Raw genomic sequence first — 23,444 nt, forward strand, 5'->3', positions numbered from 1 at the left:
ACGACAATGCAATGAGCAACCTGGGCGCCTCCCCCCATCAGAACCCCCGCAATATGGGCGCCACCGTGTAGAGAACGATGAAGCCCAGAACACCCAAGACCACCACCAGCAGATAGTTCTGAACTAGGCCAGTCTGGAGAGTCCGCAGCTCGCGCCCAGCGGCCTTCACCGCCTCTCCAATCCCATCACCAATGCCGTTGACCACCACCCGATCGAAGAGGCGCAAAGCGCTTCCCATCGACCAGATCGCATCGGCGATCCCATGGAGAAGCCCATCAATGACCACGCGATCCATGAAGAAGGCCACCGCGCGCTCTGCCAGCCATAACGTTGGGCGGACGAACAGAACTTGATAGAGGTCATCGATATACCAGCGGTTCTTCAGGAAGGTATAAAGCGGACCCAGATGGATAAGGGGATCAGGTTCCCCGGCTGCCAGGGGGCGGCGGGCGTAAACCACCCAGCCCAAGAGGAGCCCAGTCAACGCGATGAGGGAGGAAATCATCACAGGCACCGGGTTAAAGGGCAATGCCTTCGGATGCTCCAGCAAGGTTCCCCCAACGAACTCGTGGAACCAATTGCCGCCGGTCAGCGCGGCCAAGCCTGGAAATCCCTCCGGCACTCCTACGAAACCACCGAAGACCGCGAAAAACGCCAGGAAAACCAGAGGGAAGATCATCGATCCGGGGCTCTCCTTTGCATGAGCAGCCGCAGGCGTGCGGGGCTCGCCGAGGAACGTCAGGGCGATCTGACGCATCGTGTAAAATCCGGTGAGAACGGCTGCTGCCGCCAGCAACAGGAAAACCAGCAACGGCAACCACTCTCCTTTTTCGAAAGCCCCGTGGAACGCCTCTCCAAGGATCTCATCCTTGCTCCAAAAGCCCGCGGTGATCAGCGGGAAGCCCGCTAAAGCCAGCCCGCCCGCCACGAAGGTCCAGAAAGTCACCGGCATGCGCCGGGCCAGACCGCCCATATTAAACATGTCGTTAGGATCAAAGGCCTCCTGGTGATTGTGGGCAGCATGATGGTGCCCATGCTCTACTGCGTGGATCACGGAGCCGGACCCCAGGAAGAGCAATGCCTTGAAGAAGGCATGGGTGATCAGGTGAAAAGCCGCGGCCACATAAGCGCCGATGCCCACTGCCGCCAGCATGTAGCCCAGCTGGGAGATCGTCGAATATGCCAGCACCCGTTTGATGTCGTTCTGAGCGACCCCCATGGTGGCGGCCATAAAGGCCGTGAAGGCCCCGATTAATGCCACCACCCAAAAGGCGGTCTCCCCGCCCAGGCCATGCTGGCCCGCCTGGAGCAGAGGGAACATCCGGATGGTGGTATAGACGCCGGCCGAGACCATGGTGGCGGCATGGATCATCGCGCTGACCGGGGTGGGGCCTTCCATCGCATCGGGCAGCCAGACATGGAGCGGGAACTGGGCGCTCTTCCCCACCGTCCCGGCGAACAGCAATAGCGAGGCCAGAGCGGCTACCGAGAGGCCAGCCACATAGGAGGGCGTCTCCGCCAGCGCCTTCAGGGTCTCCGGGTTCCGCAAGATATCACGGAAGTTCAGGGTTCCGGTCTGGGCGTAGAGATAGGCGATGCCCAGGAGCATCAGCACATCGCCCACCCGAGTGGTCATGAAAGCCTTCACGGCGGCGCGATAGGCCGACGGCTTTCGATACCAGAAGCCAATGAGGGCATATGAGCAGAAGCCCATCACCTCCCAGCCGATGAACAGCATCAGGAGGTTGTCGGCCACTACCAGGAGCAACATCGCCGCTTCGAAGAGGGAGAGCAGCGCAAAGAAGCGGCTGTAGTGGGGATCCCCCGCCATATACCCCACACTGTAGATGAAAATCATCAGCGAGACCAGGGGGACCATGAATAGCATCACGGCACCCAGCGGATCCACCAGCACCCCGAACTCCAGGGGGCGGGGCCCAACCGGTAGCCATGGAACCCGAATAGCGATCGGATGCTCCCCCAGATGTTCTGTGCGAATAGCGGTCCAGAATACGATCTGGGAGAGCACAAAGGAGATCGCCACTGAGAGAATGGCGAGGGTATGGCTGAGGCGCTTCCAGCGGTTTGTAAACAGCGCGATCAGGCCGAAGGCGATAAAGGGCGGCCATGGGATCAGAGCCACCAGCAACGGCAGGAGCGTTCCATGGATCTCCATCCGTCTCCACCTCGAAGGGTTAGCCTTTCAGGAGATCGATGTTCTCCACGTCCACGGTTTCACGATTGCGATAAATGCTGATGATCAGCGCCAGGCCTGCGGCCGCCTCCGCCGCCGCAACGACCAGCACGAAAAGCGCGAAAGCTTGGCCGGTGGTCGCGGTGGGATGGAGATAGCGCCAGAACGCCACCAGGCTCAGATTCACCGCATTCAACATCAGCTCGATCGCCATCAGGATGGCGATCGCGTTGCGTCGGGCCAGCACCCCATAGACGCCAATGCAAAACAGCGCAGCGGCCACCAGCAGATACCAGGAAAGCGGAACCATTCAGAGCCTCCGAATGGATACAGTCTCATGGGTCGATCAGGCCAGGCCTCAACGCTTCTCCCGGGCGATGAAGATCGCCCCGATCAGCGCCGCCAGGATCATCACCGAAGCCAGCTCAAAGGGCAGCGCGAATTGATTCGGATCCACCAGGGAGCGGCCCAGAGCCTCAATGGTGTCGGCGGGGACCCCCTGGATCGTCTGCGGCCAGGGGAACCCGGCGATGACCGGAGCCAGGAGGACAAAAAAGAGCCCGGCGATCACAGCAGCCGCCAGGCTCTGATTATTCAGTGGGGGACCCGGGTTGCGGACCATCCCCCGTGTGAGCATCACGGCGAAAATGATGAGAATGGAGATGGCCCCAATGTAGATAAGAACCTGCACGCCGGCCAGGAATTCTGCTTCCAGCAGGATAAATAAGCCCGCTACCCCAACCAAGGAGAGAATCAGGTAGAGAACCGCATGGAAGAGATGACGGCTGAGAACGGTGAGCAACCCTGCCCCCAGGGTCAGGATGGCGAACAGGGCGAAAACGGCCTGAATCAGGGTCATTGTCCGCGCGCTCCTTCACGATATGGAATGGGTCATGAATGGGCCGCCGCTGCTTCCAGCGCCTCCCCTTCCTCCCCTTCGGAGGCCGGAACCATCGCTGCCATCCGCGCCCGATGCCCCAGATAGCCCGGAAGGGCCAGGGCGCCGATCAGCATCGCCATGTTAAAGACGAACATCCCTGCTGCCCAGAGCCCGCTGCTCACCCCAGCCGCCCGCAGGCCTTTATCCACCAGAGCCACCCCGATTAGATTAAGGATCATCAAGGGGGTCAGGAACTTCCAGTTCAGATTCAGCATCTGATCGATCCGAATGCGAGGAAGCGTCGCCCGCAGCCAGAAGAACAGGAAGATCCCCAGGCTCATCTTGATCAGCATCCACAGATACGGCGGCAGCCAGGGCCCGCGCCACCCACCCAGGAAGAGAACAGCAAAAAGCGCGGAGACCACCAGCGCGTGGACGAACTCTCCCAGGAAGACCAGAGCGAACTTCATGCCGCTGTATTCGATATGGAAGCCCGCTACGATCTCCGATTCCGCTTCCAGCAGATCGAAGGGGGTTCGCCCCACCTCCGCCACCCCGGACACCAGGAAAACCAGGGCGGCCAGGGGGAGGACAAACAGATAAGGGACATCCTGGGCGAGCACAATGCCTACGGTGGACATGGTGCCGGCGACCATCACCACGATGACGACGCTGAGGACGGAGGGGATCTCGTAACTGATCAGCTGAGCCACTGCCCGGAAGGCCCCCAGCAGTGCGTATTTATTGTTGCTGCCCCATCCAGCCATGAGCACCCCTACCAGGGCTCCCGCCCCCACGGCCAGGGCATACAGGACACCAATATGGAGATCCGCTCCAATCACCCCGGGCCCAAAGGGGATCACCACCAGCGGCGCCAGGGCACACGTGGCGATGATCAGTGGCGCCAGGTTATAGACCCAGCGATCTGCTCCCGCCGGCATAGTGTCTTCTTTCGTGAGCAGCTTGATCCCATCCGCTACCGGCTGCAGAACCCCATAGGGGCCCGCCACATTGGGGCCCAAACGGTCCTGAAAACGGGCAACAATCTTACGTTCCACGTAAGTTAAAATGGCGAACCCGATCAGGCCGAAGTTGGCCAGAAGAAAGGCTTTGATCAACCCCATCGTCAGGCTGATCGCCCAATCCGGGAGCCCCCAGCTTTGAAGCAGGCCGCGGAGCCAGGCCCCCAAATACGGAAGCAAGTTATAAATGAAATCGTAAAGCTGCCCCATATTCAACCTCGCCCAAGGAAATGAACCGCTCGATCTCCCAGCATGCGCCTGAAAAATTCAACAGGACTCTGGAGAAAAGGGGGCTTGCCCTTTGGGGGATAAGCGCGCCGAAAACACGCCCACCCTCTCCTCATTTACACCCATTCCAGCGCACCCTTGCGCCACGCGTAAAGCAGCCCTCCCAGAAGGAGAAGCAGGAACAGGGCCATCTCGATGACCGCATACAGGCCCAATCGATTATAGGCGACCGCCCAGGGGAAGAGGAAAACCGCCTCCACATCGAACAACACAAAGATAAGGGCGAAAATATAGTATTGGGCGCGGAACTGAACCCAGGTATCCCCTACGGTCTGAACGCCACACTCGTAGGCTTCCAGCTTGAGGGGATTGGGTTTCTTCGGGCGCAGCAACCACCAGAGGAGCAACGTCACCCCCAGCAGGGCGAAGGACATCAGAAGATACAGGCCGACCACGGCATACCCATGAAGCACGGCCCGCCTCCTTTGTGGCAGGTGTCACAAACACGAAATGATTATATCATGCGCTGCAGGGAAGATCAAGGCCGCCGGATAGGTCGCAGGGGACGATCTCGCCTTCCCGAGATGAACGATGAAGATCTGGATAGTGGATCCCCGGCTGACGGCCGAACGCCGGTTGTGGATCGAAGGTTGGGCTCGCCACAGCCGCCATCAGATCCTCGCGTTCACGCTTCCCCCTTCGCTTCGAACGCCTTCTGGGGGCACTTCCTGCCTCGCCCGGGAGCGGGCGAGGCAGCTGGCCCGGCGGATCCGACGATACCTGACCGGCTCCGCCGTTCGGGACCCTTCCCGTCATCCCGCCGGCTTGCCCGATCTAGTCCTTCTGACCGATGGCCTGGACGGGGAGGCCTTTGTTGAAGAGATCGGCGATCTGCTGGCTGGGATCCCTCTCTGGATCTACTGGCACACCAGCAGGATGGCCGACCCGGAAGCTGCCACGCCGGAGGAAATCGCTGTCGAGCTTCGCACGGTCCGGGTTGCCGAGCGCTGTTTATTTCACGGAAAGAGGCAGCGCGAGCACTTCCTCCGCGTCCTCTCCCGGTATGAGCCGGCACTCGCCCTTCAGGTGGAAAAACGCGCAGCTGTGGTGCCTCCCGGTTTCGATCCCTTCCCTTCACGGTCTGAAGCCCTGTCTTTCCACAAACCACTGGTGCTCTGGCTCCTGCGAGGCGAGCCGATAGAGATCCCCATGTTGATCGCTGCCCTTGATCGCCCGGCTCTTCAGCCCCTGAACTTCCAGGTGCTGCTCCTGAGCGAGCGCCCGGAGATGGAAACGCCCCGGGTCCAGGGGCTTCCTCCTCAGCTCCGCGCTCGCATCCTGGGGATCCTGAGCCCGGAATCCTCCGAGGCACAACGCTGGGCATCGGCGGCTCAGGCCATTGTGGATGGAAGCATCCGTCCCCATTCCCCCATACATCTGATGCGCCTCACGTCGGAGGGCCCATGGCCGCTGGTCCCGGCGAGCTCCGGGCTCCTGGACACACTCCCAGAGGCGTTCTGGCCCCGATGCGCCTATCACCAATCGGAAGATCTTGCCGAACGACTGCGGATCCTCCTGATAGATCCCCCGCTGGGGTCCCGGGAGATCCGTCAGGCCCTTGCGGCGTGGATGTGGCCCGCGCTGGCCCCTCGCTATGATGCTCTGTGCGAGATCGCTCTGAGGGATTTCCCTGAACGCGAAGGGGACGTGAAGGAGAGCGCGCATCGTGAGGCGGGCGGATGTCCCTATTCATCCCGGGCGACCTGAAAGCGTCCGTTCTCGAACACGACCTTCTGGATGATCCGCTGATCCGCCAGCGGGGTCTCCGGTCGGGCCGATACCACAATACGCACCTGGTCCTTTAAGGGAGTGACCACGACTTTGCGGGCCAGGATCTCCTGGACCTGGAAGATCCCGGCGGAGTTGCTGAGGTAAACGGCGATCTCAATGGGCACATCTTTCCCATCCCGGATCTCCACCTCGTCCACCGCCAGGGCGGATACGGAGTGGATGTCGACCTTGCCCAGGTCGAAGGCCGCCCGCCCCCGCCCCTTGGTCATATCGGTCCCATCGGCGATGGCCACCACCGCCGCCTCCACGGTCAGCGGGGGTGGGGAACCATCATGGCTGGCGATGCAGGACAGGATGAAGCCCAAGATCAGCTGCTCTTGCTCAGGATCCGGGTAGATCTCCCCCAGCCAGCGCGGCAGCAGCTGGGCGGCCAGCACCACGCTGTATTCGATATGCCCGACCCGGTGAACCATGTTCCCGATGTCATGCAGGAGCTCCGCGGCCAGAACCACCAAGAAGGCATCGTCCAGATCCCCAGCCCCCGAAGTCACCACATCGAAGGCGACCCCATGCCGGGCCAACAACTGCATCATCTGCATCGCGGCCGCAGTGGCGATGCGAGCATGGACCGGGCCGTGGTCGTTGTAGTTCAACTTGTAGACCGCCATATAGTTAGCCAGATCCCAGCAGGCGGAGACCTTCGGATCATGGGTGAGAGAATCATACATCCGCGCGGTCTTGGGATAGCGATCCACAATCTCCCGGATGACAGCGTCCGCCCGGCTGGCGAGCTGTTGGTAATCCGGGGCGATCTCAATCACCACGCCATGGTCCCGATAAGCGATGTGGCGACGCGGCACACGAACCTTGCTCATGGAAGCCTCCAGCCTATTCGGTTCAGTACTAATCGAGCTCGTCTCCTCTCCCCCTCACCGCTCAAAGCGCGCTGCGAGAAGAGCGAAGAGGCCCGATCCTTGAACACAGAGGAGGAACCGATCCCCCAGCTTCTAACCCGATGGGGGGGAAGCCTGATTAAGCAATCCTTTCAACTCATACAGCTTGTGAAGGGCCTCCAGCGGGGAGAGGCTTTCGGGATCCAGATGGCGCAGGGCATGGATCACCGGATGCTCAGCGAAGAGGGGCAGGGGCGCGGCCGGCGGAGGGGCTTGGGGCCGCACGGCCGGCTCGCCGCGCTCCAGACGGCGGAGCAGCTCCCGGGCCCGCCGAATGACCGGCCGGGGCAATCCGGCCAGCTCCGCCACATGGATCCCGTAGCTTCGATCCGCACCGCCCGGCCGGATCTGATACAGAAAAACGATGTGTCCTTCTACCTCCGCCACGGCCATATGGGCGTTGCGGACCCTCGGTAGATACGCCGCCAGGGCGGTCAGCTCGTGGTAGTGGGTGGCGAAAAGCACCTTCGGCCGCCGCTTCGGATGGTTGTGCAGATATTCCACGACCGCCCAGGCGATCGCCAGGCCATCATACGTGCTGGTTCCCCGCCCGATCTCATCCAGGATCACCAGGCTTTCCGCCGTGGCCTGATGCAGAATGTAGGCTGTTTCACTCATCTCCACCATAAACGTGGAGCGGCCGGCCGCCAGCTCATCGTGAGCCCCGATCCGGGTGAAGATCCGATCCACCGGTCGCAGCCGGGCCCGATCGGCAGGGACAAAGGAGCCGATCTGAGCCATTAACACGATGAGGGCGACCTGGCGCAGCAGGGTGCTCTTCCCCGCCATGTTCGGCCCGGTCAGGATGAGGATCCGCCCCTCCTCATCCAGCCGGACATCATTCGCAACGAAGCGGCCGGCCAAGGCCCGTTCGACCACCGGATGCCGTCCCCCTTGGATCTCCAGGACGTCTTCCTCCACCAACTCCGGGCGCACATAGCGGTGGCGAACCGCAGCCTCCGCCAGCGCGATGATCCCGTCCAGGTGCGCGATGGCCCCGGCCATCTCCCGCAGCTGGGGCGCCGCCTCCCCGACCCGACGACAAAGCTCCCGGAACAGTTCCGCCTCCAGCTCCGCCTGACGAGCTTCCGCGTTTAGGACCAGCGTTTCATATTCTTTCAACTCCGGGGTGATGAATCGCTCGGCGTTCACCAGGGTCTGCTTGCGGATGTAATCCGGGGGCACCTGTCGGGCCGCCGCCTTCGAGATCTCGATGTAATATCCGAAGACTTTGTTGTAACCCACCTTCAGGGTACGAATGCCGGTCCGCTCCCGCTCCCGCTGCTCCAGATCCGCAAGCCAGGCCTGCGCCTCCTTCGCCATCGCCCGCCAGTGATCCAGCTCCTCCGAGAAACCAGGCCGGATCACCCCCCCTTCCTGCAGCGTGGCCGGAGGGTCCTCCACCAGCGCCCGGGTGAGCCAATCCAGCAGCTCGGGGATGGGATCGAGGCGAGCCATGAGCGGCCGAAGGGCTTCTGCCCGCGGTCCCTCCATCCGATGGAGCAGCATCCGGATCTCCGGCATCATCCCCAATGCCCGGCGCAACGCAGCCAGATCCCGGGGGGAGGCCAGGCCGCTGCGGGCCCGACCAGCCAGCCGCTCCAGGTCAGGGAACCCCCGCAGTCGCTCCGCGATCCGCTCCCGGGCGATGGGATCCTCTACAAACGCTTCCACCTGATCGAGCCGGGCCTCTATGGCCGCTCGATCTCGCAGCGGCTGGGAGATCCACGACCGCAGCAGCCGGCCACCCATGGGAGTGCGGGTGAAATCCAGCACAGCAAGCAACGATCCTTTGCGGGAATCTCCGGTCGTGCTCTCGATCAGCTCGAGATTGCGCCGGGTGGCCGGATCCAGGACCATATATCCGGCCGTGGTGTAGGATTCCAGGGAGGTCAGGATCGAGAGAGCTTCCGGGCGGGTTTCCCGCAGGTAGTGGAGGATCGCCCCAGCAGCCCGCAGGGCCAGCGGTCGATCTTCCAGCCCGAAGGCGTGCAGGGAAACCACTTGAAAATGCTCCTGCAGGGCAGTTCGAGCCGCCCCGAGCTCAAAGCGATAGGCGGGAAAGGGTGTGAAATGAATCGAGAGACGATCCGCGGGTAGGGCCAGCGGCGGCGCGGCTGGCTCGCCGGGAGCGGCCGGATAAAGACATTCCCGGGGATCCAGCCGCAGCAGCTCCGCCTCCGCCTCGCGTCGAGCCTCCGGGCCGCTCCACTGGGTTGCGGCGAAACGCCCGGTGCTGGCCTCGCAATACGCGAGCCCAATCCCCTCTTCGGTTTCGATCCACGCTGCCAGATAGTTCGGCCTCCGTTCATCCAGCAAGGCAGGCTCCAGAGCGGTCCCAGGGGTCACCACCCGGACCACCCGGCGGGGCATCAACCCGTTCACCGGATCGCCGACCTGTTCCGCAATGGCCACCCGATAGCCTCCCTCCACCAGGCGGGCTAAGTAAGGCTCCAGGGCGTGATAGGGGATGCCCGCCATCGGGACCCGCTGTCCCTTCCCCACCGGCCGGGAGGTCAGCATGAGATCGAGCTCCCGGGCTACGATTTCCGCATCTTCATCAAAAGCCTCATAGAAATCGCCCAGCCGGAAGAACAGGATCGCATCCGGATATTGTCGTTTGAGCTCCAGATACTGGCGGCGGATAGGCGTGAGGTCCTCCATTCCGCAATCCTCCACCGTTTTCCGCAGGACTTATATCCGTGATCCTGGATCCATCCGGACCCGCGTCGTCATGGGTCAAGGCCGGAAAGGGAGAAGCCTTACGGTTCGATAGCCCGGGCAGGGCGTCTATGGCATCCACCCCTTCTCAGAGCCCTTCAAAGGGAATCCACCGCGCAACGCTTATCAGTATACACTTAGAGTGGGTCTGGACATTCAACCGGACTTCAGACATCCCGACATCAGAAAGCGTCCCACCGCTCCCCAGCAGGTAGAAGAGCCCCAAGGAGAAACTCACCGACGAAACGGGCAACCGGACACCGAAGACCTAGAAGCGGAACGCCGAACAGGAGACGCTGATCCGCCTCGAGAGAGGGGCCGTTCAAATGGCAACCCAACAGCCAGGGGAAGGCAGGGGACACCCGCCTCGCGTGCTGGTCATCGAGGATAATCCCAACGAGGCGAAGGCGCTTCACGACCTGTTAGTCTGGAATGGCTTCGAGGTGGTAGTTGCTGCAACAGCCCGCCACGGATGGAGCCGGCTTCGCTCCTGGCGCCCTGATGTGGTGATCCTCGACCTCGGCTTGCCAGATGCCGATGGGCTGATGGTATGCCGGGCGATGAAGGCGGATGCGCAGCTCCGTGACATCCCGGTGCTGATCCTCACCGGGCGGACGGCCATCGGAGAACTGTTGGAGGGACTCCGGATCGGTGCGGAGGATTACGTGACCAAGCCCTACGATCCCCGCGAGCTCCTAGCCCGGCTCCACACGCGGCTGCGCCTGGGCCGGCGCATCGCCTCGCTCAAGACCTACCCCCTCCGCTGGTGGAACCTGTTGCGATCCTTCATCCCTTCCCCGATCATGCAGGCTCTGCAAAAGGCCCCTCACGAGATCATCGGTCCGGCCCGAATACAACCCCTCAGTATCCTGGCCGTGTCATGGAGCGGGCTCCGGGAGCGAATTCAGGAAGCGACCCGTCGAGAGGGGCTTCCTGCAGGGACCCTTCATCAGGCGCTGAATCGACATCTCAGCCTCTTCTATGAGAGCGTTCAGGCGGAAGGTGGAACGCCTGCTCCAATGGGGGATGGGGGAACCATGGCCTGGTTCAACGCGCCGATCCCTTGCCCGGATCACCCGGTTCGGGCCCTGCGGGCGGCCCTGGTCCTTCGGGAGCGGATCCGTCGACTGCATCGGGAGCTTCCCCCGCCGCTGCAGCTGATCCCCCGTTTCGCGCTTCACCGGGGGCTTGCACTGATTGGACTGCTGGGGGGATCGACCTATCGGCATTACACGCCGATCGGCGAGGTCGTGGAAACTGCCCGGCGGCTGGCCGCCCTGGCCCCGGAAGGTGAAATCCTGCTCACCCCGTCCTTCCATGAGGCAATTCAGGGACTCCTGCCGGTGCGGCCATGGACGGAGGCCCCAGCGTTCGTCCGAATGCCCCTCTACCTGGTGGTCATGCGCCGATAGGGGTAAGAATAGTTGGGATAGGCGGTGAAATCGCCTATCTCGTCGTCCTCAAACCCTTAACGATCCGCGAGGTGCATTGGTAATAGCTGGAGAGATGCGATCCTCAAATGAACTTCCGGTGATCCGGGTTCTGGATCCAGACGTGGCGGCGCGGATCGCGGCGGGGGAGGTCATCGAACGGCCCGCCTCAGTGGTGAAGGAGCTGATCGAGAACGCGCTGGACGCAGGGGCCACTATTATCCAGGTTGAGGCCTGGGAAGGGGGCTTTGCGCTGATCCGCGTGGCCGACAACGGCCATGGCATCCCCCGGGATCAGGCGCCGCTGGCCCTGGCCCGCTTCGCTACCAGTAAGATCCAGACGGCCGAGGACCTGGGCCGCGTGCGCACCCTGGGCTTTCGCGGGGAAGCACTGCCCAGCATCGCCGCCGTGGCGCGGGTGGAGATCCTCACCCGCACCCCCGGGGAAACGGAGGGCACCCGCCTGATCGCGGAGGAAGGCCAGTGCGCCGTGCATCCGGCCGCCAGTCCCCCAGGGACCGTGGTAACAGTCCGGGACCTTTTCTATAACACCCCAGCCCGACGTCGCTTTCTCAAATCCCCCTTCCGGGAAGCCGAACGGATTCGGGAAACCGTTTACCGCTACGCCCTGGGCTACCCACAGGTCGCGTTCCGGCTGATCATCGATGGCCGGGAGGTCCTGATGACGCCGCCCGGGACCCTGCTGGAACGGGCGGCGATCATCTGGGGGCGAGAGGTCGCCGACGAGCTGATCCCGGTGTCCTGGGAGGCGGCGGATCTCCACATCCACGGTCTGATCTCTCGGCCCACCTTGGGACGGGCTTCCCGGGCCTTCCAGAATTTCTATGTCAACGGGCGGCCGGTGCGCAGCGGATTGCTGGCGGTGGCGCTGGAGCGACCCTACGCCGGGCGGCTGCCCGCCGGCCGCTATCCCCTGGCGATCCTCCACATCGAGCTCCCCCCTTCCTTTGTGGACGTGAACGTCCATCCGCAGAAAGCGGAGGTGCGGTTCTCTCAGGAGCGCTCGGTTTACTGGGGAGTGAGCCAGGCAGTGCAGACCGCCCTGGCCAGCTTCCCCTATCCAGAAGGACTCCCCACGCTGTGGCCGGTTGAGGAACCGCCGCCGATGCGGCGGCTGGGAGAGCCGACTATGGAATACAGCCGGCCACCCCGATGGCGGGCGCTGGGCCAGCTGCTCCAGAGCTATATCTTGGCTCAGAGCGAAGAGGGACTTATTGTGGTGGATCAGCACGCCGCCCATGAGCAGGTGATTTTCGAGCAGCTATGGTCCGGAAGCCATTCCACCTCCCTGCCTTCCCCCGCGGTCCTTGCTTTCTCCCCTCGGGAAGCCGAGCAGCTGGAGATGGAGCTGGAGACCCTGCGAAGCCTGGGGGTCGACATCGAACCCTTTGGAGGGAACACCTTCGTGGTCCGGGCCCTGCCTGCTCCGCTGGCAAGCGTATCCGTCCACATCTTGCTGAACGCCGTGCTGGAGGAAATCCCGGCACTCCGGCGAGGGGGCGGCGATCCTCGAGAGCGGATCGCCATGCGTCTGGCATGCGCCGCCGCTGTCAAGGCCGGTGACCGCCTTTCCCCTGAGGAAATGCAGGCGCTCCTCGATGCCCTGTTCGAAGCCTGGTCCCCGTCCACCTGCCCCCACGGCCGCCCGGCCTGGTTCCTCCTGAGCCGGGAGGAGATCGAGCGCCGATTCCTGCGCCGTTAACCTGACCCAGGAGTTCGGGTCTCCATGCCCACCTCAGGGCCCTGGGCCAACACCCGCACGTCCCCCACCCGCCGGGTGATCCCCATCGCATCCATCTTTTCCAGTATAGCCACCGCGATCTTGCGACTGGTCCTCAGCCAATCCCGCGCCTCCGCTGCGGAAATCGTCCCGCGGGCCTGGAGATAGGCCCGGATGCGCTCGACGGCTTCCTGCCAGGTTTCCATGAGCATGATGACCTCATCGCTCAGGCGGACCAGACGGCCTTCGTCCAGCAGGACCTGGACAAGATCCCGGCCCAGCATGGTTTCAATCTCCCGGGGGGTGGGCGGATGCCATGGATCCTGTCGGATCCTGGCGAGACAGGCCTCTACCTGCCGGGCTTGCGCCTCATTCAGTCGAACCTGAAAGCCGGACCGCCGGATCAACGGCCCAGCTTCCTCCAGGAGGCCTTCCATCACCGCGGCCCGCACCGCCGCCTCGAACAACGCCGGCGGCCATCCCAACCGGCTCCGCGCTTCCTCGCGCGGCATGCCCGGACGCAAGGGGTTCTGCCGATGATAAGCCTCCACCTGTTCGATGAGCTGCCGGATCGCCCGCTCCGGCCAGTTGGGCGCCGCCCAGAGGCCCTCTCCGAGGGGAACCGCCGCGCCCTCCGCCGTCAGACGCTCCAGGAGCTCACGGGCCCGCCCGAGGGGCAACGCCAGCCGTCGGGAAGCCTCTGGAAGCGAGAGGAGCCCCGCGCTTTCCAGCCAGACCCGCAACCGGGTGATCGGATCCGCCTGGTGAAGGGTGCGCAGCATCGAGAGAACCTCCGAACGGAACCGACGGTGGCGTCGCTCTGGATGCACATCCAGGATCTCGCCGCCTCCCAGGGTCATCGAGGGAGAGGGCCAGCGGAGGAGGAAGCGATCTCCGGGGGCGGCGATCGTCGGACGGCTCAGGGCAATCTGGGCCAACCCGGATTCCCCCGGCCGCAGCTCCTCCCGATCCAGCAACCGGACCCGGGCCAGGATCTGGGCCGCTCCGTGGAAGAATTTCACCTCGGCGAAATGAGAAAGAGGGCGAGGGGATCCTGCCCAGTGGATCAAATACACATCCAGAAGCTGGGTTGGCTGGAACACTCCTAAGACCGTCACCCAATCGCCCCGACGGAGATCTTCCGGAGCGATCCCGCTGAGATTGATGGCCGTCCGGGAGCCCGGGCGAGCCTGCTCTACTCGACGGCGATAGGATTGCAAACCCCGGATGCGAGCCCGAAGCCCCGAGGGCCAGATCTCCACCTCCTCCCCGATCCGAAAGCAACCATCCAACAGCGTCCCGGTCACGACCGTCCCGAAGCCCGGCATCGTGAACGCCCGATCGATGGAGAGGCGCGCCCGTCCCAAATCGGGGCGTGGGGGGCAGCGCCACAGGATCTCCTGGAGGGCTTCCACCAGTCGTTCCAGACCCTCTCGAGTTCGGGCGGACACTGGGATCACCGGGGCGCTCGCCCAGCAGGTCCCTTGGAGCATGGCGCGGATGTCTTCTTCCACCAGGGCCCGCCATTCCTCATCCACGAGGTCGATCTTATTCAGGGCCACCACGCCGCTGCAGATCTCGAGCAGGGTGAGGATAGCGAAATGCTCTCGGGTTTGCGGCATCACGCCCTCGTCGGCCGCGATCACCAGGAGAGCGGCATCGATGCTTCCCACCCCGGCCAGCATGTTCTCGATGAAGTCCATATGACCCGGCACATCCACGATCCCCACTGTCTCCCCATCCGGCAGGGTCAGCCAGGCGAAGCCCAGGTCGATTGTCATCTCCCGGATCTGTTCTTCCTTCAGACGATCCGGATGGATACCGGTGAGGGCCTCCACCAGAGCCGATTTCCCATGGTCGACGTGGCCAGCCGTGGCGATTACAGGCATGCCCGCTCCTCCCATTCGGGCCATCATCCATCGCGGTGGTCTGCTGTTCTCCCTTGAAAAGGGATCATGGCGCAGGAGGCTTGCTTGGGGGGATTTCCCTCAGGCTCTGCTTCAAACGACTCATCCGCTGTTCGTGGTTCTGACTCCACGAACGGGCTCCATCCCACAGGTGACGGGCCCATTCCTCCTGCTCCTCCAGCAGCCCGCGGAGGACCTGCTCCAGGCGCGGCCACTGGCGCTCCAGACGCTCCACCCGGCCTTCCAGATCCCGATGCTCCCGACTGTGCTCGGCCCAGCGCTCCTCCTGCAGGCGATTCAGCTGATGGAAGCGTTTCTCCTGCGCCGTCTGCCATTCCTCCCACTCCTGCTTCCACCGCGTCTCATTCAACCGCATGAGCTCCGTCATCTCCTTCAGGCGATGCTCCCATCCCTCGCGCAGCGTTCCCAGCTCCTCCAGAGCCTGCCGGCTCTCCCGCGCCAGATCCCGGAGCTGATGGAGGGTCGCATGGTAATCCTCGATGCGAGCCAGGCGCTCCTCCACATGCTGCTCCAATCGGCGGAAGGCCTGGCCGTGTTGCAGATCCGCCAGACGCAGAGCTTCGATAGAACCTTCCAGCTCCTCCAGACGAACCTCTATGGGCTCCAGACGACGGGAATCCTTGCGCATCTCTTCTTCCAGGGACGAAAAACGCTGGGCCAGCCCCTCGATCCGCTTGCGCTGATCCACCTGCCCCTGCTCCACATCGGTCACCCGTTTGGCGGTCTGTCGGGCCTGCTCCTCGAGGTAGGTCAAGCGAGGCCGTGTTTCCTCCAGGGCGCGGCCGATTTCCTCGATGCGGCGGGATTGAGCCTGAACCTGCTGCAGTAGGCGGTCGTGCTCGGCGCGGCGGGAGGCCAGCTCCTGTTCCACTCGCTCCAGGCGGGGCGCGTCTTCCTGAAGGGTATGGACGGAGCGCTGAAGATCCTGGATCTGAAGCTGAAGGATGGCATGGCTTTCGCGAAACTGTCGCTCCAGCTCCCCCAGGCGTCGATCCAGGATAGCGGTCATCTCCTCCCGGAGGCGAGGGGAAACGGACTCCATCGAGATGGGGCGAGCGGCCTGAGCCTGGACGGACCTCAGCGCATCGGTGAGCTGACGGATCTGCTCCCGGGCCTGATCCAGGAGAGCCGACAACTGATCGACCCGTTGCTGGAGGAGCGCGATGGTCTCTTTATCCTTGCGACGCTCCTGCTCCAGCCAAAGGACCGTTTGTCGGGTTTGAGCGAGCTCCATTTCGAGCTGTGGCTGCACGGCGCACCTCCTAAGGTGGAGCGGATTTCTGAGGTCAGAGGGCGAAGTTGTCCCCTGTCTTCATCGAAACCCCAACCACAGGCTTATAGAAAATCATAATGCAGGTTGGTCCTGAGATCCATCCTGACAATCCCGGGACGGCAAGGATAGCGCCATGCCGACGGAGGGATCCGCAGGGGATATTCGAGAAAGGCAGGGGGTTTTTCGCGACAGGCAACCGGTGAGGGGTTGGAGAACCATAGAGGTGTGGGAGGCAGGCGAATCTGTTAACAGCGTAAGGGGGAGGGCGAACCCTTATAAGGATCCGCTCCTCCCCTTGACCCTGGCGCACGGTCAACCCGCGAAGGAACCCAATCCTCCGAGCAGCCGAGCTCCGCTCCATCCCCCCAGCGTGAGCATGGTCAGACCGCATAACAAGGTCAGGACGCGCAGAACCCGGGGGGAGAGCCGCTGGATGCTCCTTTGGGTTATCAGACCCAGCACCCCCACCCACAGAAGGCTTCCCGTCATGAAGCCTCCATAGAACACCGCCACCGTCGAAGGCGTGACCTCTGGGATCCCCAGGCGGAGCATCGTGGAGGCGATGGCCGCGAACCAGAGGAGGACCATTGGATTCGTCAAGGTGATCGCCATCCCGGTAAGGAACAGCCGGGAGGATGAGGCCATCGGTTTCAGGGAAACCGTCACTCCCCGCCATGCCTCCCGAAGGGTCAGCCCCCCCAATCCGATCAGCAGGACGGCTCCGGCTGCCGCGAGGCCCGTTCCCAGAGCCGGCCATTGCGAAAGAAGGGTTGCTGCCCCCAGCAGGCCCAGGGTGAAGTAGGTGAGATCCCCCGCCACCGTCCCCAGGCCGGTGAGGATTGCCCCTCTCCACCCGCTGCGGAGCCCCGCCCGCAGCATGGCCAGATTCCCCGGCCCCAAGGGGATGGAGAGGGAAAGGCTGAGCAGCAACCCGCGAAGGAAGATCCACTCCATGAAGCCCTCCGATGAGAAGATGGGAACAGGAAAATGCACGGGGGGCGGGAGGGCATGTCCTCCCGCCCCCCATCCGACAGGAGACCTGGTTCAGGCGCTATAGTAGAGGTAGAACTCATACGGATGCGGCCGGAGGCGGATGGCGTCCACCTCTTTGCGTTTGAGCTCGATCCAGGTCTCGATCACATCGGGGGTGAAAACACCGCCTTGGAGCAGGAACTCATGATCCTGCTCCAGGGCCCTCAAGGCTTCATCCAGAGAGCCCGGCACCTGTTTGATCCGGCGCGCCTCCTCCGGCGGCAGCTCATAGAGATCCACATCCACCGGGTCTCCCGGATCGATGCGTTTCTGGATGCCATCCAGCCCGGCCATCAGAATGGCGGCGAAGGCCAGATAGGGATTCGCCGAGGGATCCGGGCAGCGATACTCGATTCGCTTGGCCTTGGGGGAATCCGAATACATTGGGATGCGGATGCCGGCGCTGCGGTTGCGCCGGGAGTAGACCAGGTTCACCGGTGCTTCATACCCGGGGACCAGCCGGCGGTAGGAATTGGTGGTGGGGGCGCAAAAGGCCAGCAGGGCCGGCGTGTGGTAAAGGATCCCACCGATGTAATAGCGGGCCAACTCTGAGAGACCCGCATAACCCCGCTCATCCCAGAAGAGATTACGACCCTCCTTCCACAGGCTCTGATGCACGTGCATCCCCGATCCGTTGTCCCCGAAGAGCGGCTTGGGCATGAAGGTGGCCGTCTTCCCATGGGCCCGGGCCACGTTCTTGATGATGTATTTATACATCATCACCTGATCGGCCATGCAGGTAAGCGTCTTGAAACGCATATCGATCTCGCACTGGCCGCCGGTCGCCACCTCGTGATGATGGGTCTCCACCTCGATGCCAGCCTGGATCAGGCGGAGCACGATCTCCGAGCGCAGGTCCTGGAGGGAATCCGCCGGGGGCACCGGGAAATAGCCCTCCTTCCAGCGCGGGCGGTGGCCCAAGTTCGGCTGCCCCTCGTCCCGCCCGCTGTTCCAGATCCCTTCCTCGGAGTCAATGAAGTAGAACCCGTAATGGGCCCCCTGGTCGAAGCGGATGTGATCGAAGATGAAGAACTCCACCTCCGGACCCCAGTAGCTGACGTCGGCGATGCCGCTCTGCTTCAGATACGCCTCCGCCTTGCGGGCGATGTAACGGGGATCCCGGGTGTAGGGCTCACGGGTCACCGGATCATACACATCGCAGATCAGGCTGAGCGTGGGCACCTCGCAGACCGGATCCACCACCGCTGTGGTGGGGTCCGGGATCAGGATCATGTCGCTCTCATCGATGGACTGGAAGCCCCGGATGCTGGAACCGTCGAAGCCCAGCCCTTCTTGGAAAACCTCCTCGGAGAGCTCGGTGACGGGGATACTGAAATGCTGCCAGGTCCCCAGCAGATCCACGAACTTGAGATCCACGATCGCCACGCCCTGAGCGCGGGCGAACTCGATGACGTCCTTCGGTTTGGTGAGCGGCTTCGGGGCCTTCCCATTGCTGCGCTCCAGGACCTCACGGGCGACTTCGGTGATGGTCTGCCGGGCCATCGCCACCTCCTTCACGGCTCGGAAATTTTCCCCAATTGTAAAAGGAGGCACGAGCTCCGGCTACGGGCGCAGAGGCCAAAATCCGAAAACCCCTGTTTGTGCATCATGCACAATGCCCCTCTGAAGGGGGGGTCCAAGCAACCGAAGGAGGGGACTCCGGATGATGAACGTTTCCATCCATAGAATGGCTTATGATGGGCTACAAATGGCTGGTTTTAACTAAGAAGAGACCGTTCGAATGCGCTCCAAAGCACGCTGAATCCCTTCCAGGAGGATCCGGTGCTCCGCCTCATGCATGCGGGCTTCGAAACGCTCTAGGGTGTCCTCTGGGTAAAGGGGGACCACCGCCTGAACCAGCACCGGCCCGACATCGACCTCCGGAGTGACATAATGCACCATGCAGCCGCTACAGGAGATCTCCCCCCGCCGGTAGGCCTCGAAGGCCCGTCGGATGGCGTCGCGACCGGGGAACATGCCTGGCAAGGCTGGGTGAAGGTTAATCACCCGGCCGGGGAACCGATCCAGAAAGGCCGAGCTCAGGATGTGCATCCACCCGGCCAGGACGATGAGATCCGGCCGGTAAGAGGCGATCTGATCCGCGAGATCCCGATCATAGGCGATCCGGTCCAGCCCCCGCTCCCGATACGGTCGAAGCGGGAAATACAGCGTGGGCACACCCGCCCGGGCCGCGCGGATCAGGCCATAGGCGTCCTTCCGATTGGAGACCACCAGCACCACCTCGGCCCACAGACGGCCCTCCCTGCAGGCATCGAGGATCGCCTGCAGGTTGCTTCCGAACCCGGAAATCATCACCACCAGCCGACCTCGCGGCTCCATTCAGAGGCTCCACCCCCCTCGTTGAGAAGCGGGACAACCATCGCCGTCCTCACATTTGGATTTGAACCTCCTGCTCTCCGGCTACGATCTCCCCCACCACTCGAAGCTCCCCCGGCAATGTGGCCAGCGCGAGCTCCACATCCTGAGGGGGAACCACCAGCAGCATGCCCAGGCCCATGTTGAATACGTGAAACATCTCCTGGTCGGAGATCCCCCCCTTGCGCTGAATGAGCCCGAAGATAGGCGGCTCCGGCCATGTCCCCCGATGCAGAACCGCTGCAGCGCCGCGGGGCAGGACGCGCGGCAGGTTCTCATACACGCCTCCTCCCGTGATATGACACAACCCTTTCAGATCGACGCCCGCTGACTCGAGGCGCCGGATCGGTTCCAGATAACAGCGATGAGGAGCGAGGAGCGCCTCACCAATAGAGGTCCCGAGCTCCGGAAGGGGTTGCTCCCAATCCAGCTCGGCCAGCACCATGCGGGCCAGGCTGTAGCCATTGGTGTGAAGGCCGCTCGAAGGGAGAGCGAGCAGGCGGTCCCCCGGTCGGATGCGAGAGCCCTCCCGAATCCGCTGGCGTTCCACCACGCCGATGATGGTGCCGGCCAGGTCCAGCTCCCCCGGCGCATAAACCCCCGGAAGCTCGGCGGTTTCCCCTCCCAGCAGCGCGCAACCTACCCCCCGACATGCAGCCGCCACACTCTCCACAATGCGGACGATCACATCGGGATCGAGACGATCCGCGGCGATGTAATCCAGGAAAAATAGGGGCCGGGCTCCATACACCAGGATATCGTTCACGCAATGATGGACCAGGTCATGGCCGATGGTTTCCCATCGGTTCAAGCGGGCCGCGACCTTCAACTTGGTGCCCACCCCATCGGTGGAGGCCACCAGGATAGGATCCTCCATTCCCCGAAGGGCCTTTGCCTCATAGAGACCCGCGAAGGCTCCTATCCCGGCGATCACCTCCGATCCGTAAGTGGAGCGGACGGTGTCTGCGATCCGCCTTCGGATCTCCCGGGCGACGTCCTGGTGCACCCCGGCCTGTGCGTAGACCTTTGCTCTCATCTTCCCCATCTCCTTATGAGAGGGCAACGTGCGATCGGCCGATGTCTCGGCGATAATGCATCCCCTCAAAGTGGATACGTTCCACAGCCGCGTAGGCGCGGGCAGCTGCCCCAGGTAGATCCGCGCCGATGGCACTGACGGCCAGGACCCGCCCGCCGGCGGTGAGCACTCGATTCCCCTCCCGCCGGGTGCCAGCGTGGAAGATCAACACGCCCTCCTGGGCCGCCGCGTCTTCCAAACCCGTTATGGGGAGCCCCTCTGGGACCGGCCCGGGATATCCGGGGGCTGCCAGGACCACGGTGACGCAGGCACCTGGGTGCCAGCGCAAGTCCACATCTCCAAGACGGCCCTCCACACATGCCTCCAGCACCTCCAGCAGGTCTGTCTCCAATAGCGGGAGGAGGGCTTGAGCCTCTGGATCGCCGAAGCGGGCGTTGAACTCCAGCACGAAAGGTCCACGGTCCGTCCATATCAAGCCAGCGTAGAGGACCCCCACAAAGGGGGTTCCCTGTCGGGCCAGTGCCTCCAGCACAGGCTCAACAATCTCTCGAACCACTCGCTCCACGGCGTCGGGTCCTATATCGGGCACTGGAGCATAGGCCCCCATCCCTCCCGTGTTGGGACCTTGATCTCCGTCCAGCAGCCGCTTGTGGTCCCGAGCCGGAAGCAGCGGCCGCACGGTCCATCCATCGCTGAGAGCCAGCAGAGAGACCTCGGATCCATACAACCGCTCTTCGATAACCACGGTGTCCCCGGCTTCTCCAAAGATACGTTCGCGCATGAGACGAAACAGTGCCTCTTCGGCTTCCTCTAAGCTTTCGCACACAAAAGCGCCTTTGCCGCCTGCCAGACCGCTGGCCTTGACCACTACCGGACCTGGCCGGGCACGCAAGTAAGCTCGTGCCTTCTCGAAGTCATGGAATACGGCATAGTCGGGGGTGGGGATACCCCATGAGCGCATGAGGTCTTTGGCAAAGGCCTTTGAGGTCTCGATGCGGGCGGCGGCACGGGTGGGCCCGAAGATCCGGAGGCCCGCTGCCTGGAAGGCATCTACAATCCCCCGCGCCAATGGGGTCTCTGGGCCCACCACGGTGAGATCGATCCCTTCCGTTCGGGCGAAGTCCAGCAACGTGCCAATGGCCTCCGCGCCAATGGGCACTCGGAGAGCCGGAGCCCGAGGTTGGAGGCCGCCAGCCCCTAGAGCCGGCGGCCAGCTCGTCCCCCCATTGCCTGGGGCCACATAAACCACTTCGACTTCCGCCGCACGGGCCAGCGCCCATGCCAGGGCGTGTTCCCGGCCACCCGACCCCACCACCAGGACCCGTTTCCCCTTCCTCATCGCACGCTCCGGATTCCCTCAAAGGCCAGCTTAGGGAAAGGATGGCTCTGGATCTCCTCCGGAAGAGGCGCGGGATATCGGCCCGAGAAGCAAGCGGTGCAGTATCCCCCCTCGGGAACCGGCATTGTCTCCTGGATGGCCTGGCGCATCCCCTCCAGGCTGAGAAAGGCCAGGCTGTCCGCACCCGCGAAACGGCGGATCCCCTCCTCGTCCAGGCGATGGGCGATCAGCTCCTCATAAGTCGCCATATCGATTCCCATGAAGCAAGGGTGGCGGATCGGAGGAGAAGCAATACGCAGATGAACTTCTGAGGCCCCTCCTTCCCGGAGGAGTTGGACCAACTGGCGAGTGGTGTGCCCACGAACGATCGAGTCGTCGACCAGGACCACCCGACGGCCTTGGAGCACCTCGCGCAGAGGGCTGTATTTCAAACGAACCCCCCATTTTCGAGTTCGATCATCGGGCTGGATAAAGGTGCGGCCCACGTAACGGTTCTTCAACAATCCCTCTACGAAGGGGATCCCGCTCTCCAGACTGTAGCCGATCGCGTGAGCGGTGGCGGAATCCGGCACTCCGATGACCAGATCTGCCTCCGCGGGCGCCTCTCGGGCCAGCTGACGCCCCAGGGCCAGGCGTGCCGCATACACAGTGCCCCCTTCCCGCTCGGAGTCCGGGCGCATGAAGTAGACATATTCAAAAATGCAAAAGGCGGGGGAAGGGGGGATGCCTCCGGCGAAAGAGGTCACCCCCCGCGGATTGAGCCGCACGATCTCCCCTGGGGCGATCTCCCGCACATAGCGCGCCCCAATCATCGAGAGGGCACAAGATTCCGACGCCACGACGTATCCTCCCTCCCATTCCCCCAGGCACAGAGGACGGAACCCGTAAGGATCCCGAACGGCATAGATGGCATCACGAGTGAGAACGACCAGAGCGTAGGCCCCCGGGCTTAACCGCAACAGGCTCCGAAGGCGGAGGACCCACGGATCCCCGTCGGGCTCCAAGGCCATCGCAAATCCCCAGGCCTCGGGTGGGGAGGCCAGGATCTGCAGAATCAGCTCGCTATCGCTGCCGGAGGAGAGGCCCACACCCCGCTCCAGGAGGCGCCGGCGGAGAGAGAGCGCATTCACCAAGTTACCGTTGTGAGCAATGCCCAGGGGGCCAAGGAGAGTCTCACTGAGAAAGGGTTGAGCGTTCTGGAGATGAGCAACCCCCGTTGTGGAGTAACGGGTGTGACCGATGGCCAGATGGCCCCGGAGCGAACGCAGGATCCCCTCATGGAAGATCTGCGAAACCAAACCCATCCCTTTGTGTAGATACGCCACATGGCCATCGCTGGTGGCGATGCCGGCGCTCTCCTGGCCACGGTGCTGGAGGGCACACAACGCCATCATCACCAGCGGCGCCGCTGGGCGATCCTCCGAACACAGCCCCACGATCCCGCACGCCTCCCGCGGATCATCCCCCTCGCGCTGGGCCATCCAGACCCTCATGGCTCCC

General features: G+C 63.2%; 18 protein-coding genes. 3 read left to right on the forward strand and 15 right to left on the reverse strand.

The genetic code is table 11. The annotated features are described in order from the left end of the window. Positions 1 to 37: 37 nt before the first annotated feature. From nuoL to ACFMO3_RS01245, 5 genes are all read right to left on the reverse strand, one after another. Entirely contained in the window at positions 38 to 2,176 is a 2,139-nt protein-coding gene (nuoL, locus tag ACFMO3_RS01225; protein WP_376788607.1) for an NADH-quinone oxidoreductase subunit L, read from the reverse strand. Positions 2,177 to 2,195: 19 nt separating this feature from the next. Next, positions 2,196 to 2,504, reverse strand: a complete 309-nt coding sequence (gene nuoK / locus ACFMO3_RS01230) for an NADH-quinone oxidoreductase subunit NuoK (RefSeq protein WP_376788608.1) — start codon at positions 2,502 to 2,504, stop codon at positions 2,196 to 2,198. Between the two features lie 48 nt (positions 2,505 to 2,552). After that, positions 2,553 to 3,053, reverse strand: a complete 501-nt coding sequence (locus ACFMO3_RS01235; RefSeq protein WP_376788609.1) for an NADH-quinone oxidoreductase subunit J — start codon at positions 3,051 to 3,053, stop codon at positions 2,553 to 2,555. A gap of 32 nt (positions 3,054 to 3,085) precedes the next feature. Then, positions 3,086 to 4,306 (reverse strand): NADH-quinone oxidoreductase subunit NuoH, encoded by a 1,221-nt coding sequence (gene nuoH, locus ACFMO3_RS01240; RefSeq protein ID WP_376788610.1) that lies wholly within the window; start codon positions 4,304 to 4,306, stop codon positions 3,086 to 3,088. Between the two features lie 134 nt (positions 4,307 to 4,440). Beyond that, entirely contained in the window at positions 4,441 to 4,797 is a 357-nt protein-coding gene (locus tag ACFMO3_RS01245; protein WP_376788611.1) for an NADH-quinone oxidoreductase subunit A, read from the reverse strand. Positions 4,798 to 4,915: 118 nt separating this feature from the next. On the opposite strand from ACFMO3_RS01245, the gene ACFMO3_RS01250 reads away from it, so the two are divergent. Further along, positions 4,916 to 6,091: a hypothetical protein gene (locus ACFMO3_RS01250; RefSeq protein WP_376788612.1), complete on the forward strand. Its 1,176-nt coding sequence runs from the start codon at positions 4,916 to 4,918 to the stop codon at positions 6,089 to 6,091. Here ACFMO3_RS01250 and ACFMO3_RS01255 read toward each other — a convergent pair. Beyond that, on the reverse strand, positions 6,070 to 6,990 hold the full coding sequence (locus ACFMO3_RS01255; protein ID WP_376788613.1) for an HD domain-containing protein: 921 nt from the start codon (positions 6,988 to 6,990) through the stop codon (positions 6,070 to 6,072). The two genes, ACFMO3_RS01250 and ACFMO3_RS01255, sit on opposite strands and share 22 nt — an antisense overlap. A gap of 132 nt (positions 6,991 to 7,122) precedes the next feature. Further along, positions 7,123 to 9,732: a DNA mismatch repair protein MutS gene (mutS, locus tag ACFMO3_RS01260; RefSeq protein WP_376788614.1), complete on the reverse strand. Its 2,610-nt coding sequence runs from the start codon at positions 9,730 to 9,732 to the stop codon at positions 7,123 to 7,125. A 383-nt stretch (positions 9,733 to 10,115) separates the two neighbouring features. On the opposite strand from mutS, the gene ACFMO3_RS01265 reads away from it, so the two are divergent. Then, positions 10,116 to 11,201, forward strand: coding sequence for a response regulator (locus ACFMO3_RS01265; RefSeq protein ID WP_376788615.1), 1,086 nt, complete (start codon positions 10,116 to 10,118; stop codon positions 11,199 to 11,201). 94 nt (positions 11,202 to 11,295) lie between these two features. After that, positions 11,296 to 12,942 carry a DNA mismatch repair endonuclease MutL gene (mutL, locus tag ACFMO3_RS01270; RefSeq protein WP_376788616.1) on the forward strand — a complete coding sequence of 549 codons (1,647 nt, stop codon included), beginning with the start codon at positions 11,296 to 11,298 and terminating at the stop codon, positions 12,940 to 12,942. Here the strand turns inward: mutL and selB are convergent. The 8 genes from selB to purF form a co-directional block, all read right to left on the reverse strand. Next, positions 12,939 to 14,849: a selenocysteine-specific translation elongation factor gene (gene selB, locus ACFMO3_RS01275; RefSeq protein ID WP_376788617.1), complete on the reverse strand. Its 1,911-nt coding sequence runs from the start codon at positions 14,847 to 14,849 to the stop codon at positions 12,939 to 12,941. The two genes, mutL and selB, sit on opposite strands and share 4 nt — an antisense overlap. 64 nt (positions 14,850 to 14,913) lie before the next feature. Next, a complete protein-coding gene (locus ACFMO3_RS01280; protein ID WP_376788618.1) occupies positions 14,914 to 16,140 on the reverse strand; it encodes a hypothetical protein in 1,227 nt (408 codons plus the stop codon). Positions 16,141 to 16,473: 333 nt separating this feature from the next. Beyond that, positions 16,474 to 17,115: a LysE family transporter gene (locus ACFMO3_RS01285; protein WP_376788619.1), complete on the reverse strand. Its 642-nt coding sequence runs from the start codon at positions 17,113 to 17,115 to the stop codon at positions 16,474 to 16,476. Between the two features lie 90 nt (positions 17,116 to 17,205). Further along, positions 17,206 to 18,696 carry a type I glutamate--ammonia ligase gene (gene glnA / locus ACFMO3_RS01290; RefSeq protein WP_376788620.1) on the reverse strand — a complete coding sequence of 497 codons (1,491 nt, stop codon included), beginning with the start codon at positions 18,694 to 18,696 and terminating at the stop codon, positions 17,206 to 17,208. A gap of 219 nt (positions 18,697 to 18,915) precedes the next feature. Further along, positions 18,916 to 19,533 carry a phosphoribosylglycinamide formyltransferase gene (gene purN / locus ACFMO3_RS01295; RefSeq protein ID WP_376788621.1) on the reverse strand — a complete coding sequence of 206 codons (618 nt, stop codon included), beginning with the start codon at positions 19,531 to 19,533 and terminating at the stop codon, positions 18,916 to 18,918. Between the two features lie 49 nt (positions 19,534 to 19,582). Next, on the reverse strand, positions 19,583 to 20,605 hold the full coding sequence (gene purM, locus ACFMO3_RS01300) for a phosphoribosylformylglycinamidine cyclo-ligase (protein ID WP_376788622.1): 1,023 nt from the start codon (positions 20,603 to 20,605) through the stop codon (positions 19,583 to 19,585). 13 nt (positions 20,606 to 20,618) lie between these two features. Beyond that, positions 20,619 to 21,944, reverse strand: coding sequence for a phosphoribosylamine--glycine ligase (gene purD, locus ACFMO3_RS01305; protein ID WP_376788623.1), 1,326 nt, complete (start codon positions 21,942 to 21,944; stop codon positions 20,619 to 20,621). Beyond that, a complete protein-coding gene (purF, locus tag ACFMO3_RS01310) occupies positions 21,941 to 23,437 on the reverse strand; it encodes an amidophosphoribosyltransferase (protein ID WP_376788624.1) in 1,497 nt (498 codons plus the stop codon). The genes purD and purF overlap by 4 nt, the downstream gene beginning before the upstream one ends. Positions 23,438 to 23,444 lie beyond the last annotated feature (7 nt).

Origin of the sequence: Thermoflexus sp., from assembly GCF_042408815.1 — a bacterium.
Taxonomy (GTDB): Bacteria; Chloroflexota; Anaerolineae; order Thermoflexales; family Thermoflexaceae; genus Thermoflexus.